Below are 18,167 nucleotides of genomic sequence, written 5' to 3' on the forward strand. Positions count from 1 at the left end.
GCCACGACGTTGGTTTCGGCGATGGCGGTGACATCCGCGGCTGCCCGAGGGGTGTTCACCGGAGAGGATTTTGTAGGGGGAGCGTTTTTATATTAAGGTTTGCATGATACCCCAGTTGTCCGAAGGGAGCGAACCGCCACCGCGGGCTGCTTCGGCCGATCATTCCGTGTCTCCTCCGTGGGTCCCGTTTCGGGGTATCTTTGAATTATCAAAGATGTCGTTTTCCAGTAGCATGTTGCGGCTTTCCGAGCTCCGTTCCATTTTCCGGTGACATGTCAGCCATGTGGGGCCTAGGAAGGAAGAAACCGCTCCTGCTGGGGATCGACATCAGCGCGGCGGCGGTCAAGCTGCTCGAGCTGAGCAGAAAGAACGGCGGCTACCAGGTGGAAAGCTATGGCGTTGTGCCTTTGCCCCGCAACACGGTGGTCGACAACACCCTTGCCGAGCCGGACAACGTGTCGGCGGCGGTCCGGGCCGTGGTCAAACAGTCGGGGACCGCGCTCAGGCACGCGGTGGTCGCGGTGCCCGGCTCGGTGGTCATCACCAAGCGCATCGCCCTACCCGCCAACCTGGAGGGCGACGAACTCGAGGCGCAGATCGAACTGGAGGCGGACCAGTACATTCCTCACGCCAGGGAGGAAGTCAGCCTGGATTTCGAGGTACTGGGGAAGAATCCGAAGAATCCCGATCTGCTGGATGTGCTGCTGGTGGCGACCCGCCGGGAGAACGTGGAAGACCGGGTCTCGGTACTGGAAAATGCCGGACTCGGCGTCGAGATCGTCGATGTCGAGTCCTATGCCATCGAACGCGCCTTCGAACTTGTCCGGGATCAGCTTCCACCGCTCCTCCGCGACCGGGCGGTTGCCGTAGCCGATGTGGGCGCCATGGCCACGACGCTCAACGTCATCCATGGCGGTTCCATCATCTACACGCGGGAACAGGGTTTCGGCGGCATGCAGCTCACCGACGAGATCCAGCGGCGCTACGGTTTGACCTACGAGGAAGCGGGGCTGGCGAAGAAGGAGGGGAGCCTTCCCGGCAACTATGCCGAAGAGGTGCTGGAGCCGTTCAAGCATGCCTTGGTTCAGCAGATCAGCCGATCGTTCCAGTTCTATCTGTCGTCCACTGCGCAGCGTGGTTTCGATGCGGTGGTGCTGGCCGGCGGCTGCGCCATGATTCCGGGGATAGACCGTTACGTCGAGGCGGCGTTGCAGGTTCCCACCGTGATTGCCAATCCCTTCCGTCACATGAGTTTTTCGGGAAGGGTGCGGCAGGAGCGCCTGAGTTACGATTCATCCGCCCTGATGCTGGCATGCGGCCTGGCACTGCGGAGTTTCGACTGATGGCGCGCATCAACCTCCTGCCCTGGCGCGCTGCGCTCAGGCGCGAACGGCAGAAGGAATTCGCCCTCTGGACCGGGCTCGGTCTTGCCCTGACCGCGGCGATGATGCTGCTGATACGGACCCAGATCAGTGCCGCCATGGATACCCAGAATCGGCGGAATCAGTATCTCGAGGGCGAGATAGGGGCGCTGGAGCGCCAGATCGCGGAAATCAGGGACCTGGAAGCCAAGAAGAGCCGGCTGGTGGCCAAGATGGAAATCATCCAGCAACTGCAGTTGAGCCGGCCGGAAGAAGTGCATCTGTTCGACGAAATCGCGCGGACGGTGCCGGAAGGTGTCAGCCTGCGGGACTTGACCCAGGAGGAGCGCGCCATCACGGTCAACGGCTTCGCCCAGTCCAATGCCCGGGTTTCCGCCTACATGCGCAATCTGGAAGGATCGGAGTGGTTGTACGATCCGGTCCTGGAGGTCATCGAAAACAAGCAGGATGCACAGGGAAGGGGCAAGGAACGGGAGAAGGGTAGCCGGTTCACCCTGCGAATGAAACAGGGTCCCAGGGGCCGGACCGGCGAAGAGTCGCTGCCAGGGGGCAAGGCGGCGCCGTGAACCTCGCGAAAATCAACTGGGACCTTGAGTATGCCGGGTCCTGGCCGACGCCGGTCAAACTCGCCGTCATCGCCGTGCTGAGTACCGTGCTTGCCGGTGTCTGGTATTACCTCGACACCCGTACCCAGTTGGCCGCACTGGAGGATCAGCAGCGCCGGGAGCAGGAGCTCAAGGAAACCTTCGAGATCAAACAGAAAAAGGCGGTCAACCTCGAAGAATACAAGCTGCAACTTGCGGACATCGAGAAGACCTTCGGTGACCTGCTGCGGCAGCTTCCCGACCGCACCCAGGTGCCCGATCTGCTGGTGGACGTTTCCCAGACCGGTCTGGCAAGCGGCCTCGAGTTCGAGCTGTTCAAGCCGGGCGGGGAGGTTTCCAAGGAATTCTATGCCGAACTGCCGATCGAGATCCGGGTGGTCGGAACCTACATGGAGTTCGGAGCCTTCGTAAGCGGCCTGGCGTCGCTTCCCCGGATCGTGACCGTCCACAACGTGAAGATCGTTTCGCGTTCCGCCGATGGCGCAGGACCCAAGCCCGGCGAGGCCGAACTGGTCATGACGGCGCTGGTGAAGACTTATCGCTACCTCGACGACGGCGCCGTACCGTCCTCCCCGGCTGACCGCGGGCGACGCTGATGATGGTTCGTGCGAAGTACGCATGGGCGCCGGCGGTGCTGGTTTGCTTGTCCGGTTGCGCCGAGGACGAATTGGCCGACCTCAGGAGCTATGTGGCCGACGTCAAGGCGCGCCAGAAAATCACTATCGAGCCGCTGCCGGAAATCAGAACGGTATCGCCATTCCTGTTCAACCCGGCCGGTTTGCATGATCCTTTCAAATCCATCGAAAAGCCCGACGATGCCGGGACAGCGGCGGCCGACAACGGGATTCGCCCGGACTTGTCCCGCCAGAAGGAGCAGCTCGAGAGTTACGAGTTGGATACCTTGAGAATGGTCGGGACGGTCCGGATGTCCGGAATCATGTGGGCGCTGGTGCGGGCCGCCGACGGCACGATACACCGGGTCCGGACCGGTAACCACATGGGCAGGAATTTCGGCAGGATCACCCGCATCAGCGAAAACGGGGTGGAGCTGGTCGAAATCGTTCCGGATGCACAGGGCGGATGGCTCGAGCGCATCACCACGATGACGCTGATCGAAGCCGGTGGTGACAAAAAATGAAGAGGGCCGAGTGAGACGGTTTGTTATTCGATATGTTGGGAGCGGCAGAGTCCCGCCTTGCTGGATTGCGGGCATCTTCGCCCTATGCTGGGGTGGGGTGGCTCTGGCGGGCGGAGTGGCGTTGCAGTCCGTCGATTTCACGGCCCTGCCCAGCGAGAATTTCCAGCTTCGCCTGGGTTTCGACGGACCCGTGCCGGAACCCCGGTCTTTCACCACGGAACATCCCGCACGGATCGCGTTGGATCTGGCCGGTGTCCGAAGCGATCTGGACAAGAAGCCGATCCCGGTGCACCAGGCCGGCGTCGAAACGGTCCAGGCCATCGCGGCCGGCGGCAGGACACGGGTGATCCTGAATCTGGCCACTGCGGTCCCTTATACCACCCGCGTTGCCGGGCGCTTCCTGTATGTGACCCTGCAGAGTGGGAAGGCCGGGAGCCGGGCCGACGATTCGGCTTCGGCGCCGGTCGTCGTGACCGAACGGCCCGTGGTCGGGGGACCACAGGTCGAGAGCATCGATTTCCGGCGCGGCGAGAAGGGCGAGGGGAGGTTGCTGGTCACGCTGAGTGATCCGAATTCCCTCATCAATCTCCGCGAAGAAGGGCGCAGCGTCGTCGCCGACCTCCCCGGCACCAGCCTGCCGGGCCGGTTGGCGCGCAGGTTGGAAGTGATCGATTTCGCCACCCCGGTGAAATGGGTCGAGGCGATGCCCGTCGGCCGGGGTACGAGACTGCTGATTACGCCGGTGTCGGACGAATACGATTACTCTTCCTATCAGTCCGGCAAACTGCTCACCGTCGAACTGCGCCCCCTGAGCCGTGCGGAAAAAGAGGAGGCCAAGAAGCGGCGGCTCGTGTTCACCGGGGAGCGTCTTTCCCTGAACTTTCAGGACATCCCGGTGCGGAACGTCCTGCAGATTCTGGCGGACTTCACCAATCTGAACATCGTGGCCTCGGACTCCGTGCAGGGCAGCGTCACCTTGAGACTCAACGAGGTTCCCTGGGACGAGGCCCTGGACCTGGTGCTCAAGGCCAAAGGGCTGGGCAAGCGGCAAGAGGCGAACAGCAACGTCATCCGTGTGGCTCCGCTGGATGAGATCAACCGGAGCGAGCGCGACGAACTGGAGGCGTTGAAAGTCGTCGAGGACCTGGAGCCGCTGCGCACCGAGATCATCCAGATCAACTACACCAAGGCCGACGACATCAAGAAGGTCATCATGGGCACGACCGAAAAGGCGGAAAAAGCCATCACCCGGCCGGAAGCCCTGACCGGTGGACCGGGTGTGACGTCGACGGAGGCCTACGACGTCACCCAGTCGATCCTTTCGAGTCGCGGCAACGTGACCACCGATCCGCGCACCAACCAACTCATCGTCCAGGATACCCCGAGGAACCTCGAACGTATCCGCGACCTGGTGCGGCAGCTCGACAAGCCGGTGCGGCAGGTGATGATCGAGTCACGGGTGGTCATCGCCAACGTGGATTTCCTGCGCGAGCTGGGGGCAAAGCTGGATTTCCGGCCTAAAAACCTGACCGCCGCCGAGCGCCTGAATCCCACCGGAAGCATGGCGGACTTGGGGGTCGATCTGGCCAAGCTCACCACGCTTTCGCCCTACGGCACGGCGCAATACGTGGTTTCCATGGGCGATTACCTGCTGGATCTCGAACTGTCGGCAGCCCAAAAGGAGGGCCGTGGCGAAATCGTCGCCAATCCCCGGGTACTCACCGCCGACCAGTCCAAGGCCAAGATCATGCAGGGCGTGGAGCTGCCTTACCAGATTACCCAGCAGGGTACCGGTGGCGGCATTCCTGTGCAGAACGTGGCGTTCAAGCCCGCCGTGCTGGAACTCGATGTGACACCGCACATCACGCCGGACGACCATATCCTGATGGATCTCATGGTCAAGAAGGATGACAAGGGCGAACTCGCGCCCAATGGCAATTTCGCCATCGAAAAACGTGAAATCGACACCGTGGCGCAGGTGGCCAACGGCGAAACGGTTGTGCTCGGCGGCGTATACGAAGGCACGCGCCGCAACAACACCGACAAGGTGCCGTTTTTCGGCGATCTTCCCGGCATCGGTTTCATGTTCCGGCGCAACGCGGTCGAGGACAGGAAGAAGGAACTCCTCATCTTCATCACGCCGAAGATCGTCAAGCAGACGAGCATGACTCCCTGAGACCGCCGGGATGGGGGGCGGCGCGTGTTATCATTCTCCGCTTCAGTTGGGGCGGGAAACGATGCGAAACCGTCGAAACATCTTCCTGATCGGCCCGATGGGAGCGGGCAAGACCACCGTGGGACGTCTGCTCGCCCGTGCCCTGGGGATGGAGTTCTGGGACAGCGACAAGGAAATCGAACGCCGGACCGGCGTCACGGTGCCGATGATTTTCGAATACGAGGGCGAGGCCGGATTCCGGCGCCGCGAATCGGAAGTCATCGCCGATCTCACGGGCAAGGAAAGGATCGTGCTGGCCACCGGCGGCGGTTCGGTGCTGGCAGCGGAGAACCGGGAGCATCTGGCGGCACGGGGGCTGGTAATTTACCTGCAGTGTTCGGTCCAGAAGCAGTTGGAGAGGACGCACAAGGACATGAACCGGCCCTTGTTGCAGACGGAGAATCCCAGGCAAAGGCTGGAAGAACTGCTGCGGGTGAGGGATCCCATCTACCGCGAGCTTGCCGACTACGTCGTCGATACCGGCCAGCATTCGAGCCGCAGTGCCGTGCGCCGGATCATCAACGCCTACGAGAAATCCGGAACCAGACTGCGGACGGAATGAAAACCTTACACGTCGAGCTGGGGGAGCGCAGCTACCCCATTTATATAGGACGGGGCCTGCTGGGCCATCCCGACCTGATACAGGCCCATCTGCCGGGCGGGCAGGTCCTGGTGGTGACCAACGAAGTGGTGGCGCCGCTGTACCTCGACCGCATGCTTGCATCCCTGGCCGGCAAGGACACGGGCAGTGTCGTGCTTCCCGACGGCGAGGCCCACAAGACCCTGGACTCGGCGATGGCCGTGTTCGATGCCTTGCTGGCCCGGCGTTTCGGCCGCAACGCCGCCATCGTGGCGCTCGGCGGCGGGGTGATCGGCGATCTGGCCGGTTTCGCGGCAGCCTGCTATCAGCGCGGCGTGCCTTTCATCCAGGTGCCCACCACCCTGTTGTCTCAGGTCGACTCCTCGGTGGGAGGCAAGACCGCGGTCAACCATCCGCGCGGCAAGAACATGATCGGCGCCTTCTACCAGCCGCGCTGCGTTCTGGCCGACACCGACACTCTGGATACGTTGCCCGACCGCGAACTGAGCGCGGGTCTGGCCGAGGTCATCAAGTACGGCTTCATCCGTGACCCGGAATTCCTGGCCTGGCTCGAAGCGAACGTCGAGCGCTTGCTGCAGCGCGATCCCGAAGCGCTCGCCTATGCCATCGAGCGGTCCTGCATCAACAAGGCGGAAATCGTGGCGGAAGACGAGACCGAAACCGGGGTGCGGGCGACGCTGAACCTGGGGCACACTTTCGGCCACGCCATCGAAACCGGCATGGGCTATGGTGTATGTCTGCACGGCGAAGCGGTGGCGATCGGTATGTGCCAGGCGGCCGATCTGTCCCGTCGCCTGGGCTGGATCGGTGACGACGAGGTGGCGAGGGTGATCCGCCTGCTGGAGCGGGCGCGGCTGCCGGTCGTCCCGCCGCGCGAGTTGGATGCGGACGCCTTTCTCGAACACATGGCGGTCGACAAGAAGAACGTCGACGGCGGTCTGCGACTGGTTCTGCTCAAATCCCTGGGTGAGGCGACCCTGCCGGTGGCCGTGGACGCCGGACTGTTACGGGCCACATTGGAATGCTACGGCCGCTGAGGCCATCGAACCGACGAAGGACATGCCATGACTCATTGTTTCATTCGCGCCCTGCTGCGCCAGCCGGTCGAACGGACGCCGGTCTGGATGATGCGCCAGGCGGGCCGTTACCTGCCGGAATACCGCGAGGTCCGGGAGCGGGCCGGCAGCTTCATGAATCTCTGCACCTCCCCCGAACTCGCCTGCGAAGTGACTTTGCAGCCGCTGGAGCGCTACCGGCTGGATGCGGCGATCCTGTTCTCCGACATTCTGACCGTACCTGACGCCATGGGGCTGGGTCTGGAATTCGTCGAGGGCGAGGGACCGAGGTTCCGCAACCCGATCCGGGGGGCTGCGGACATCCACCGGCTGGGTGTGCCGGATCCGGAAGCGGAGCTGGCCTACGTGCCGGCCGCGGTGCGGCTGATCAAGCAGCGCCTGGGTGATCGGGCCCCGTTGATCGGGTTCTCGGGCAGTCCCTGGACCCTGGCGACCTATATGGTGGAAGGGGGCAGCAGCCGGGAGTTCCGCAAGGTCAAATGCCTCATGTACGAGGAGCCGGCGCTGATGCACGAACTGCTGGAAAAGCTTGCTGATGCGGTCGCCTTGTATCTGAACGCCCAGATCGCGGCGGGCGTCGATGCCGTGATGGTGTTCGACACCTGGGGCGGCAATCTGGATACGGAGCACTATCTGGCATTTTCGCTGCGCTACGCCGAGCGCGTGCGCCAGCAGCTCCGGCTGACCGGGCGGGGCCGCATCCCCGCGATCTTCTTCACCAAGGGCGGCGGGCAATGGCTGGAGGCGATGGCGGACGCCGGTTATGACGCGCTCGGTCTGGACTGGACCACGGACATCGGTTCGGCGAGACAGAGGGTCGGCGACAGGGTGGCTTTGCAGGGCAACCTCGATCCGGTGGCGCTCTATGCCAGACCCGAAATCATTCGCGGGGAAGTCCGGAAGATCCTGGAGCGTTACGGTAGGGGCAGCGGCCATGTGTTCAACCTCGGCCATGGGGTCACGCCCGACATCAAGCCCGAGCATGTGGGCGCGATGATCGAGGCGGTGCACGAATTCAGCCCGGCGTTCCACCGGACTTGATCCTGTGGCGGAGCCGAATCCCTGGCGCCTGCTGAGCCGGCGGGAGATCTACGACAACCCCTGGATCCACGTGGATGAGGACAGGGTCGTCAACCCCGGCGGCGGCATCAGCCTGTACGGTCGCATCCACTTCAAGAACCGGGCGATCGGTATCATCCCCCTCGACGGCCGGGGCAATACCTGGCTGATCGGCCAGTATCGTTATGTACCCGATGCCTGGTCTTGGGAGATCCCGATGGGTGGTTCGCCCGAAGGTGAACCCATCCTGGAGTCGGCCCGGCGCGAGCTGAAGGAGGAAACCGGTCTCAGCGCCGCCTCCTGGACGCTCCTCATGCGACTCCACACCTCGAATTCCGTCACCGACGAGGAAGGCTTCGTGTTCGTCGCGGAAGACCTGGAGGAAGGCGAGCCGGAATTCGAGGAAACCGAAGACCTGCGTATCTGGAAGCTTCCGCTGGCCGATGCTGTCGCCATGGTGATCTCCGGGGAGATCACCGATGCCATCAGCGTCGCCGGTCTGTTGCGCCTGGCTTTGGAGCGCGCCTCGAATCAGGTCGGATCCGGATTCAAGTGACGTTCCAGGTAGTCTCGCAGGGCGACGGCGCTGCTGCATTCGCCATTGCGGGCACTGTAGAGCAGCGTCACGGTACCGCGGCTGCAGGCTTCCAGCAGGAGGGTCAGCGCTGCCGGCGCGCGGTCCAGTTCGGCAAGGTAGCGCTGCCTGAATTCCCCCCATTTGCGGGGATCGTGGCCGTACCAGCGTCGTAGTTCATTGCTGGGCGCGATGTCTTTCAGCCAGCCGTCCAGCGCCAACGCCTGCCGAGAGATGCCGCGCGGCCAGAGCCGTTCCACCAGGAAACGCTCGCCGTCTTCCGGGGAACTCGGTTCGTAGACCCTTTTCAGCCGGATGGTCACGGCCGCGTCAACAGCCAGTCCAGCCAGAGCGCCGACAGCTTCTCCTGCACCGAATTCTGCCGCAGCCGGGCCTGGAGATTCGGGAAATCGACGCGATCCAGTTCCTGGTCCTGGTTGTAGCAGGAATACACGAAATACTCGCGTCCCGTTTCCGGATCCACGTGTTTGCACAGGCACTGGGCGCACACCCCTTTCATCATGCACTGCATCGGTGAGTTGATCGAGCCGATGGCGGCATGGTGCGGTTTGAGGTAAGGCGCCAGCAGGCCGTGGCGGGCATGCTTCACCGCTTCCATCATGCGGTCCGAGCCGATCACGATCATGTGGTCCACGTCGTCGAGATGGATGGGGGTGGGGCCCAGTTCGCCCTTGGCATAGGCCAGCATGGCCTCGACGATGTTGCCCATGAAGGACTTGTCGTCGGGGCGGGTGATCGGAATGGGGGTGTTGCCCTCACGTTTGTCCACCGTCCAGACCAGCAGATCCGATGCCGCTTCGAGTTCTTCGGCCTTGAAGACGTCCGCGCTGTTGCGGTAGCCGGCGAAGTAGATCACCTGGTTGCCGGCGCTACGCAACGCCTTGCCGATCGAAAACAGCACCGCGTTGCCCAGGCCTCCGCCGACGAGGGCAACGGTCTGGCCCGAGGGGATTTCGGTCGGTGCGCCGGTGACGCCCATCACCACCAGCGGATCACCGGGTTTCCACTGCGCACACAGCCTGGAAGAGCTGCCCATTTCCAGCGCGATCAGCGAGATCAGGCCGTTGTCCTTGTCCACCCAGGCGCCGGTGAGCGCGATGCCCTCGGTGGCGAGTACCGTGCCTTCCACCACCGGGGCCAGCGCCTCGTAGTTCTGCACCCGGTAGAACTGGCCGGGCTGGAAGTGTTTGGCGGCGGCCGGAGCACGGACGACCACTTCGATGATGGTCGGCGTCAGCCGGTTCACCGCTACGATGCGAGCGGTCAAGGCGTCATCGATGACCGCCTGGAAGGCCTGCAGGTTCCGGTCGCGGTGGGACTGTTCGGCAGGATCGAGCCGCTTCAGCTCCTGTTCGAACAGGCGGACGATGTAGGGGTACCCGTCTTTGGCGCTGGCCATGGCTTTGACCACGTTGCCGGCATAGACCGGATGGTTGTCGCCGTAGAAAGTGATGAACTTGCCGCCTCGGTGATAGGAGGTGAAGGGGGCCGGCTTGCCGATCTTGGGCCATGGTTCGTCCCGTACCGGCACCAGACCGGGCGTCTCACCCACCCATTCGGGCTCGTGACGCCTGTAGAACTTGTGATCCATCTCGAAGGTTTCCGGATGCTCGGATTCGTAGATGGTGTTGGGCGAGGTGCCGGCGGCGATGAAGAGGCTCCGCAGCGGGATCTCGATTTCTCCGGCGGGTTGCCAGCGGCCTTCCCGTTCTTCCAGCTTTTCGAAGCGCACCGCCTTGAGATGGCCGTGCTCGTCTTCCAGCGCGACCAACGGATTCAAGCCTTCCGCCAGCACGATGCCTTCGTCCATGGCTTCCCTGATTTCCTCGTGGTTCTGGCGGTAAGCCGGCGAGTCCTCGATGCCCTTGCGGTAGAACAAGGTGGCTCCCCCCCATTGGTTCAGCAGCGGCAGGAAATCTGGCGTCTCGCCTGCGGCTTCGGCGCGCCGTCGCTCGGCCTGGATGGCCCGGCCGTGCGCCAGGAATTCGTCGAGTATCCCGAGTTCCTCGGTGTCGTAGCGGGCCCGTATGGCCGACTCGCCATGGGCCGCGCAGAGCTTTTCGTAGCGGTGCAGGATCTTCTCGACCTGGACCGGATAGTAGGCCAGCAATTCGGTGGCGGTGTCGATGGCGGTGAGTCCGCCACCGATGACACCGGCCGGCAGTCGGATCTGCAGGTTCGCCAGCGAGGATTCCTTGGCCGCGCCGGTGAGCTGCAGTGCCATGAGGAAATCGGAGGCCTTGCGGATGCCCCGGATCAGGTTGTTTTTCAGCTCGATCAGGGTGGGCTTCCCGGCACCCGAGGCGATGGCGATGTGGTCGAAGCCCAAGTCCCAGGCCTCGTTGATCGTGATCGCCCCGCCGAAGCGCACGCCGCCGTAGCAGCGGAAGGTCTTGCGCCGAAGCAAGTTCAGGTAGATGACCTTGAGGAAGTTCTTGTCCCAGCGCACCGTGATGCCGTATTCGGCCACACCGCCGAAGCCGAGCATGATGCGCCGGTCCAGTCTTTCATAGAGAGCGCCGAAGTCGCGGATCGGCTGGGGCGGATGGTGTTCGTCGCCGACCAGCTCGGCCGGCAGCGGCTCGATCTTGAGTCCATCGATGCCCACCACGCCGAAGCCTTCGTTCAACAGATAATGCGAGAGGGTGTAGCCGGCCGGTCCCATACCGGCCACCAGCACGTTCTTGCCATTGTAGGGCAGGGCGTAGGGGCGCTTGACATTGAGCGGATTCCAGCGCGTCAGCAGGCTGTAGATCTCGAAGCCATAGGGCATGAACAATACGTCGGTGAGGACGTTGGTCTCGATCTGCGGAATGTTGACCGGCTCGGTCTTCTGGTAGATACAGCCTTTCATGCAGTCGTTGCAGATGCGGTGGCCGGTGCCCGGACAGAGCGGGTTGTCCACCGTGATCAGCGCGAGGGCTGCGATGTTGTCGCCCTGGCGTTTGAGCCAGTGCATCTCGGAAATCTTTTCCTCCAGGGGGCAACCGGTGATGGGTACGCCCAGTGGGTTGGCCTTGAAGCCGCCGTCCTTCTTGTTGCGCATGCCCTTGGAGCAGGAGTCGGCGTCGCGGTCGTGGCAGTAGATGCAGTGATCGACCTCGTACAGGACCCGGCGCTCCGGGAAGCGCGGATCGGTCAGGGCGAAACCGTCGCGGCGGCGGTGGTGGCCGGGTTCGGCGGCCCAGACGTGGTAGCCGTCGCGGTGTTCCACGACGTGGTGGACCAGGTGCCGGAAGTCGGTTTTGGCCGGAACCTTGAAGCTCACCCAATCCTTGACCTGAGATCCGAGCCGGTCATCGCAGCTGGCGGCGAAGCACCAGCGCTCGAACTCCGCGAACAGACCGGCGGCGAAATCGGCATCACCCAGTGATGTCGCATCCTTCCACAAGGCGGCCCGCGGATGGGCGCCGAGCTGGGCACGAAGTTTGGCGGTGCGGGTTTCAGGGTCGGAGAGCGGGCCGCCGCCCGGCTGTTTCGCCTCCTCCTCGTAGTGCCTGTGCAGATTCTGCAATGCCAGGCCGACCCTGGCCACCGCCGCCTCGCGGTCCGTGGTCGCGTATTCCGGCGCGAAGGCTTCGACGAGAACGTCGATCTTCGCCGCCAGTGCCGCCACATCCCAGTCTTCGACGGAGACCTTCTTGAAGCGGCTCGGCAGCTTCGCCACGATTTCCGAGCGGAAGGTGAAGATCGTGGCGAAGCTGTCCCGAATCTCGGCCATCTGCCGTTCGCGCTCCGCCTCCACGCCGAACAGGCGGGCGACGAACTCACCCACGAGCGGAGCCATCTTGACCAGAAGCTCCGAGACGGCTTCGGGCGCCATGTTCGTGCCGTTCGAGGCGCGGTAGTCCCGGAATGTCGCGAACAGGTCGGGGTCGTGTTGCAGGGTCCAGTCGTCGAACGTCTGGAGCAGAAGCCGAAGCTTTTCGGGTTCGTGGAGATCGGGGTAGCGGAGACCGGCTATGCCGAGGCCGTGCATGGCGTCGTCGTTCATCGAGAGTGTCCCTGGAGAAAAATGTCAATACAATAACGTGTTGGAGGCCGTACCGCCTAGGGGCCGCGGATCGGAAGCCTTCGGCCAGCCCTTCGCCGTGGATTTCTTTATAGAGAGATGTTCCTCTACCGCTGCGGAGAATTTCAATGCGTCCGATTCGTTCTTTTCAAAGGAGATGAATCGATGAGCTCTGACCGTAATTTCAAACACTTGCTCCGGGTCAAGGAATTCAACATACCCCCGATTTCCGACGGCGTGGTGCTCGGCCGCGAGGCGCCGATCGGTTGCGCGGCCTTCCGGAAGGCCCTGGAACTTTTGGTGGTAGCGCCCTTCGAACATATCCAGCTGGACGACGATGTGATCAGCGACATTCTAGTCCGGCGCGCTTTCTTGCGCCGTGTTCCCCGGGAATATCTGGTCCAGTTCGTGCTCCAGCGGATCAAGCCCCTGATGGGATCGGAGGAGATCATGCAACTGGATCTCAACGCTGAAATTCTGATCGAGGATGAAGCCCTGTGACTCTCGTCCGTGCCCGCGATGCTTTGTGCGACAGCAGGATCGTCGTGCGCGTCGAGGCCGACGCCCGTCCGCCGCGAGACCGCCGGAGTCCGGCGATTTACGCGGTTTTCCACACGGATGAACCGGACGGTAGCCGATTTCTGGGGCTCGTCACCGAACACCAGATCGCACGCTTTCCCCAGCGGATTTTCGCCGACCTGATCGATCCGCGGGTGCCGCCGCCGGTCGCGTCTGATACGCCGCTCGAGCAGTTGATCCACGCCGTGGGCGAACGGGGCCAGACCCTGGGCATGCCGCTGGCGGTGCTCGAGCGTGACGGTTCGTTCCTCGGCGTGCTGACGCCCCACAGCATCGTCGAAGTGCTGCTCGAGCGTGAGCGGCGGTTGCTGGAGGATGCCAGGAAAATCAATGCGGAAATCCGGCGGGAAGCCGATAAGGCGATCGAACAGCTCGATATCAAGGCGCATTATGACACCGTGACCGGTCTGCCCAACCGGCAGTTGTTCTGCGACCGCCTGCTGCAGGCGTTGGCTGCGCATGAACGGGATGGCAATCCGGTCGTCCTCCTGTTCCTGGATGTCGACAATTTCAAGTCCATCAACGACAGCCTCGGCCATCTCGTCGGAGACAGGCTGCTGAGGGCGACGGCGGAAAGAATCAGGACCGCGGTTCGCGACGGCGATACCGTGGCGCGGATCGGGGGTGACGAATTCACCATCCTCCTGAACGGAGCGAAAGACACGCTCAACGGCGCCCTCGTGGCGCAAAAGATTCTCGATGGGCTGGCGCAACCTTTCGTATTCGGCGCGCAGCAGATCGTCATCAGCGTCAGCATCGGTATCGCCGTGTCCCCGGCCGATGGCGAGACGATGGAGCAGCTGTTGCGTAATGCCGATACCGCCATGTATCACGCCAAGTCGCGGGGTAAGAACAATTACCAGTTCTTCTCGCCGGAACTGAACGTCCAGGCCTACCGGCGGCAGGAAATCGAAAGGAACCTCCGCTGCGCCCTGCTCCAGGGCGAACTCGGCCTGAGCTATGCGCCCCGGGTGGATTTGCGCAGCGGCAGGATCGTCGCCCTGGAGGTGTGTCCCTTCTGGCTCAGTTCCGAGCTGGGAAACGTGCCGCCGGACGACTTCGTTCCCGTGGCGGAGGAAACCGGTCTCATCGTGCAGATCGGTATCTGGGCTTTTCGCACCGCCTGCGCTCATGCGGCGGTGTGGCGGACGCAAGGACTCGACGACCGCTGTCTCTCTTTCCGGTTGTCGCAGCGGGAACTGGATGATCCCCAGTTCGGCGATAGGATCATGAGTTTGCTGGATGGCTGTGGTCTGGAACCGGAGAACCTGCAGTTCGAACTCTCCGAGCGCATGCTGATGACGCATGCCGCACACACCCTCGCCGTGCTGCAGGAACTCAGCAACCGGGGCATCCGCTTCTCGGTGGGGGACTTCGGCACGGGCAATGCGTCCTTGCGGCGGCTGCGGCGGTTTCCGATCGATGAACTCAAGATCGATCTGTCATCCGTCCGGGACATCGAGCCGGATTCGGACGATGCCGCCGTCATCACCGCGATGATTGCCATGGCCAAGAGTCTGCGGATGGACGTCGTCGCCGTCGGCGTGGAAACCCCGGAGCACGTGGCATTCCTGCTTGAGCGCGGGTGTCGTCACGGGCAGGGCCGTCTGATCGGGGCGCCGCTGCCACCGGAGAGGATCGCCGCCCTGCTGGCAGGGGATGCGGTCGACCTATTCGTCGCCTGAAAAAATAGGGCGTTTTTCGCTCGGGAGACGAAAAATGCCCGGCGGATACCGTCCGGGTCTTTCCGCTCGCGGCCGCCACCTGGGCGGGCCGCGAGCGGTGCCGGCTCCTGGATTTCTACCGCTCGAAGCTCTTGCTCAGGCTGTGGCAGAGATTGCACGCCACCGGCTGACCCGCTTTGATGCTGACGGTTTTGCCTTCCACCGAAAACCTGCGGTCGGCGGCGGCGCGCGAGAGGACGGTTCCGAGATGATCGCTGCCATGGCAGGCACCGCAGGTGCCGCCACCGGGCTGCCGGTTCTGGTTTTCCGCCAGATCCCCGTGGGCATCGCCGTAGAAGCGGCTGTCATTGACCAGGTGCATGCCGTGAGGCCCCCCTTGGGTGCTGCTTGGGAGGCTGCCGGCAGTGTGACAGGTGTTGCACTCGGCGATCGTGCCGGTGTGGCCCTGCAACTGCAGGGCGGCCAGGTTGTCGTTGGCATTGGCCGTGGCATTCGGCCACTCGGCGTGGGTCGCGCCGTGGCAGCCTTCGCACATCACCCCGCCGTGGCCAGTGCTGACCCGATACAGCTTGGGATTACCCGCGCCTGGGTTGTTGAAGCCATTGAACTGGGCGGGAATGGCCGGCTCGGCGAAGCGCTTGTTGCTGGGTACGATGGGCGTGGCCTTGGCATCGCCCGTGCGGAAGGCCTGGCGCAGGCGGATGCCGTCCTTGTTGCCCTTGCTGTCGACCTTGTTGACGATCACGTTGGCCGAGCCCGTCAGGTTGCCATTGGCGTCGCCCGTGTGACAGGAGCCGCAGCCGGGTTCGTTGGCCCAGGGTACCCGGGGCTGGCTGCTGGCCGGATCGTAGAAGTTGCCCTGGTTCAACACGAAGGCTCCAGGGTTGGCGGGGGAGACGCCGGTGGAGAAGTCGGCGCCGATCTGCTTCATGTCGCCGTGGCAGTCGCTGCACAGCATGCCGCCGTTGAACATGGCGCCGCGCAGGCATTTGGTTTCCTTGCCCGGATGGCACTGGTAGCAGTTCTGTTCCAGCGCCGTCAATCGTTCGGCCTGATTCCGGATGGCGCCGGTCGCAGGATCCTGGTCGGGTGCCGGAATGGCCGTGAACAGGTTGGTGAAGGCGCCGTGGTGGTTGTGCATCACCCGTGAATTGCTCTGGTGTGCCAGCTGGTTGCGGCCGTTGGCGGGGCTGCCGATGGCGCCGGCCTGGGGGCCGACCTGTGCCAGGTCCAGGGCTGGGGTGTAATGGCAGCTCTGGCATACCACCGGCTTGTTCTGCACCACCGCCTTGTAGGTCAGGCAGTTGGCATCACCGTTGGAACTGGCAGGGAGGCCCGCCTTGATATCGCAGGGCGTTTTCGCGCCGGTGGGATCGACGTAGTTCGCGCCCTGGCGGAGGTCATGCAGGCGCAGGATGTTGATGTCGGCGGCGTATTCCACGCTGACCTTGGGGGGGTTGTTGGTGTCTGGGTCCTGGACCCTGGTGGCGACTTCCAGGCCGGCGCCCCGCAATGCGTCGGTCGGCCAGCTGGACCGGCTGTTCGCGACGTCCGCGGGGTCGGAATGACAGTTGGTGCAGCTCGCTTCGCTCGATACCGGGAGCACCGTATCCACGGTGGCAAGCACGGTAGTGCCGCTCTTCGCCTGCACTCTCACCAGCGGGAAAGGGTTCTGCCGGCCGAAATCATCGAACGGCGCCAACGGGATGCCTGCTGCCTCGAACCAGTTGACGCCGTTCGCGACGTAGCCGAAGGGGAAATTCACGAACATCGGCTTGTGGGTGTAACGCTCTTCGACGCGCTGCGGAGCGTTGGCGGCATACGGACTGGAGAATCCCGGCATCGCATGCTGGGCGACGGCGAGCCGTTCGTCGCCGCTGTTGACCCTGCCGTCGCTGCCGATATAGAGCTTTTCCGCGTTGGGCACCGGCAACCCTTTGTCGACGGGCACCAGATCGGCCAGTCTCGTGCCGGCGGGAAGATTCAGCGGCGGCTGGTCCAGGGGCGGATAGAAGGCATCATAGGCGCCATTGACGACGCTGTCCCAGAAATTGGTTTTGAAGGTCGTGCCGTCCGCGGCAATGCCGTTGAACAGATCGTTCCGGGACAGGATGGGGTCTTTGGGGTTCGATACCGCCGAATAATAGAGCTCGACCCCCTGTGGGTTGATGACCGGTTTCGCGCCTTTCTGGATGACCTGGCCGAGCATCACCTGGAAGGGCGGCAGGATGTTGACGATGCGGGTGTCGAGATCGACACAGTGCATGCCCAGGTCATTGACCGCCAGCACGCTGTAGTTGCCGCTGGTGACCTTGGACGGCTCGGGCACCGGGGTGGTGACCTTGGCCAGCGAGGCGGCACTGGTGGAATTGATCGAACCGGCGGAGGAGGCGGGCGGCGCGGCGACGGTGACCTGGACCGTATCGGCGGCGCTGGTCGCCCCCTTGTCGTCGGTGACGGTGAGCGTGAAGACATATGTGCCCGCGGTCAGGATGACGCCGGGGCTGACCGTGTCGGCGGGATCGGGATTGCCGGTCCATTGGTAGGATGCGATGCTGCCGTCCGGATCGGAAGAGCCGCTGCCGTTGAGGGTGACGGCGATGCTGCTCTGGCCCTGGGCGAGGGTGACGGCCTGGTCGGGGCCCGCGTTGGCAACCGGCGGCTGGTTGGGGGCGCTGCCGGAGCAATCGGCGGGAGCATTGGCCACGTCGCGCTCGGTCGCCGAGTCCTTGGAGGTCGCCCGAACGCGGCAGGGCACGGCCGCGGGTTTCGAGAGCGTATTGCTCCAGGCGCCGCTCTTGCTGGCCGTCACAGAGGCGAGTTTCGCGTTGGTTCGGGCATTGTACAGGGTGACCACGGCCCGGTTTTCGCTGGTCCCGGCCAGGCTCAGGCTTTTGGTCTTCGCATTCCAGGATGCCGAGGTGATGGTCAGGTCCTTGGCCTGGACCATGCCGGCGAAAGCGGCAATGGAGACGGCGAGCGCGCTCGCGATCCCCTGTTTGAAACGGTGGTTTGTCGTATACATTAGTGTACTCCCCTTCTTTCGTTCGGGCGCCGCCGCAAAGAACGGGCGGAACCCCTTGTTTTGCTGTCGATGCGCCGACAGGATGTCCCCTAATCCAATGTTCCGGCATTGATGCCGGTCAAAGATTTATTCGGAATTTCTGATGCGCCAGAACGCACCGACGCTTGGAAACGGTTTGGCAGCGATACGCCATGG

14 protein-coding genes are annotated in these 18,167 nt (G+C 63.4%); 11 read left to right on the forward strand and 3 right to left on the reverse strand.

Annotated elements, in window-relative coordinates; all coding sequences use genetic code 11:
* The first annotated feature begins 281 nt into the window (after positions 1-281).
* From ACSHWJ_RS14750 to ACSHWJ_RS14790, 9 genes are all read left to right on the forward strand, one after another.
* Positions 282-1,343, forward strand: a complete 1,062-nt coding sequence (locus ACSHWJ_RS14750) for a pilus assembly protein PilM (RefSeq protein ID WP_017365267.1) — start codon at positions 282-284, stop codon at positions 1,341-1,343.
* Positions 1,343-1,948, forward strand: coding sequence for a PilN domain-containing protein (locus ACSHWJ_RS14755; RefSeq protein WP_017365266.1), 606 nt, complete (start codon positions 1,343-1,345; stop codon positions 1,946-1,948). Before ACSHWJ_RS14750 ends, ACSHWJ_RS14755 begins: the two co-directional genes overlap by 1 nt.
* Positions 1,945-2,583 carry a type 4a pilus biogenesis protein PilO gene (locus ACSHWJ_RS14760; RefSeq protein WP_432539973.1) on the forward strand — a complete coding sequence of 213 codons (639 nt, stop codon included), beginning with the start codon at positions 1,945-1,947 and terminating at the stop codon, positions 2,581-2,583. Before ACSHWJ_RS14755 ends, ACSHWJ_RS14760 begins: the two co-directional genes overlap by 4 nt.
* A complete protein-coding gene (locus tag ACSHWJ_RS14765) occupies positions 2,583-3,125 on the forward strand; it encodes a pilus assembly protein PilP (protein WP_010959689.1) in 543 nt (180 codons plus the stop codon). The genes ACSHWJ_RS14760 and ACSHWJ_RS14765 overlap by 1 nt, the downstream gene beginning before the upstream one ends.
* A 115-nt stretch (positions 3,126-3,240) precedes the next feature.
* On the forward strand, positions 3,241-5,301 hold the full coding sequence (pilQ, locus tag ACSHWJ_RS14770; protein ID WP_249385481.1) for a type IV pilus secretin PilQ: 2,061 nt from the start codon (positions 3,241-3,243) through the stop codon (positions 5,299-5,301).
* A 61-nt stretch (positions 5,302-5,362) separates the two neighbouring features.
* On the forward strand, positions 5,363-5,902 hold the full coding sequence (gene aroK / locus ACSHWJ_RS14775) for a shikimate kinase AroK (RefSeq protein ID WP_010959691.1): 540 nt from the start codon (positions 5,363-5,365) through the stop codon (positions 5,900-5,902).
* A complete protein-coding gene (gene aroB / locus ACSHWJ_RS14780; protein WP_017365263.1) occupies positions 5,899-6,978 on the forward strand; it encodes a 3-dehydroquinate synthase in 1,080 nt (359 codons plus the stop codon). Before aroK ends, aroB begins: the two co-directional genes overlap by 4 nt.
* A 27-nt stretch (positions 6,979-7,005) precedes the next feature.
* The gene (hemE, locus tag ACSHWJ_RS14785; RefSeq protein ID WP_010959693.1) at positions 7,006-8,058 is read left to right on the forward strand and encodes a uroporphyrinogen decarboxylase; all 1,053 of its coding nucleotides are present in this window, start codon (positions 7,006-7,008) and stop codon (positions 8,056-8,058) included.
* Between the two features lie 4 nt (positions 8,059-8,062).
* Positions 8,063-8,632 (forward strand): NUDIX domain-containing protein, encoded by a 570-nt coding sequence (locus tag ACSHWJ_RS14790; protein ID WP_010959694.1) that lies wholly within the window; start codon positions 8,063-8,065, stop codon positions 8,630-8,632.
* On the opposite strand, the gene ACSHWJ_RS14795 is transcribed toward ACSHWJ_RS14790, so the two are convergent.
* Positions 8,608-8,973, reverse strand: coding sequence for a DUF488 domain-containing protein (locus ACSHWJ_RS14795; protein ID WP_218800845.1), 366 nt, complete (start codon positions 8,971-8,973; stop codon positions 8,608-8,610). The genes ACSHWJ_RS14790 and ACSHWJ_RS14795 overlap by 25 nt on opposite strands.
* Entirely contained in the window at positions 8,970-12,665 is a 3,696-nt protein-coding gene (locus ACSHWJ_RS14800; RefSeq protein WP_432539972.1) for a pyridine nucleotide-disulfide oxidoreductase, read from the reverse strand. Before ACSHWJ_RS14800 ends, ACSHWJ_RS14795 begins: the two co-directional genes overlap by 4 nt.
* Before the next feature lie 183 nt (positions 12,666-12,848).
* On the opposite strand from ACSHWJ_RS14800, the gene ACSHWJ_RS14805 reads away from it, so the two are divergent.
* Together ACSHWJ_RS14805 and ACSHWJ_RS14810 are read left to right on the forward strand one after the other, a co-directional pair.
* Positions 12,849-13,184: a hypothetical protein gene (locus ACSHWJ_RS14805; RefSeq protein WP_432539971.1), complete on the forward strand. Its 336-nt coding sequence runs from the start codon at positions 12,849-12,851 to the stop codon at positions 13,182-13,184.
* Positions 13,181-14,947: a putative bifunctional diguanylate cyclase/phosphodiesterase gene (locus ACSHWJ_RS14810; protein ID WP_432539970.1), complete on the forward strand. Its 1,767-nt coding sequence runs from the start codon at positions 13,181-13,183 to the stop codon at positions 14,945-14,947. Before ACSHWJ_RS14805 ends, ACSHWJ_RS14810 begins: the two co-directional genes overlap by 4 nt.
* A gap of 115 nt (positions 14,948-15,062) precedes the next feature.
* Here ACSHWJ_RS14810 and ACSHWJ_RS14815 read toward each other — a convergent pair whose 3' ends face one another.
* Positions 15,063-17,972, reverse strand: coding sequence for a PKD domain-containing protein (locus ACSHWJ_RS14815; protein WP_432539969.1), 2,910 nt, complete (start codon positions 17,970-17,972; stop codon positions 15,063-15,065).
* Positions 17,973-18,167 lie beyond the last annotated feature (195 nt).

It is taken from the genome of Methylococcus sp. S1M (assembly GCF_051295855.1).
GTDB lineage: Bacteria > Pseudomonadota > Gammaproteobacteria > Methylococcales > Methylococcaceae > Methylococcus > Methylococcus capsulatus.

Bases quoted from the DNA above. Each gene is read 5' to 3' on its own strand.
- ACSHWJ_RS14750 (WP_017365267.1), top strand. From the start codon at position 282: ATGTGGGGCCTAGGAAGGAAGAAACCGCTCCTGCTGGGGATCGACATC.
- hemE (WP_010959693.1), top strand. From the start codon at position 7,006: ATGACTCATTGTTTCATTCGCGCCCTGCTGCGCCAGCCGGTCGAACGG.
- aroB (WP_017365263.1), top strand. From the start codon at position 5,899: ATGAAAACCTTACACGTCGAGCTGGGGGAGCGCAGCTACCCCATTTAT.
- ACSHWJ_RS14765 (WP_010959689.1), top strand. From the start codon at position 2,583: ATGATGGTTCGTGCGAAGTACGCATGGGCGCCGGCGGTGCTGGTTTGC.
- ACSHWJ_RS14800 (WP_432539972.1), bottom strand. From the start codon at position 12,665: ATGAACGACGACGCCATGCACGGCCTCGGCATAGCCGGTCTCCGCTAC.
- aroK (WP_010959691.1), top strand. From the start codon at position 5,363: ATGCGAAACCGTCGAAACATCTTCCTGATCGGCCCGATGGGAGCGGGC.
- ACSHWJ_RS14805 (WP_432539971.1), top strand. From the start codon at position 12,849: ATGAGCTCTGACCGTAATTTCAAACACTTGCTCCGGGTCAAGGAATTC.
- ACSHWJ_RS14815 (WP_432539969.1), bottom strand. From the start codon at position 17,972: ATGTATACGACAAACCACCGTTTCAAACAGGGGATCGCGAGCGCGCTC.
- ACSHWJ_RS14755 (WP_017365266.1), top strand. From the start codon at position 1,343: ATGGCGCGCATCAACCTCCTGCCCTGGCGCGCTGCGCTCAGGCGCGAA.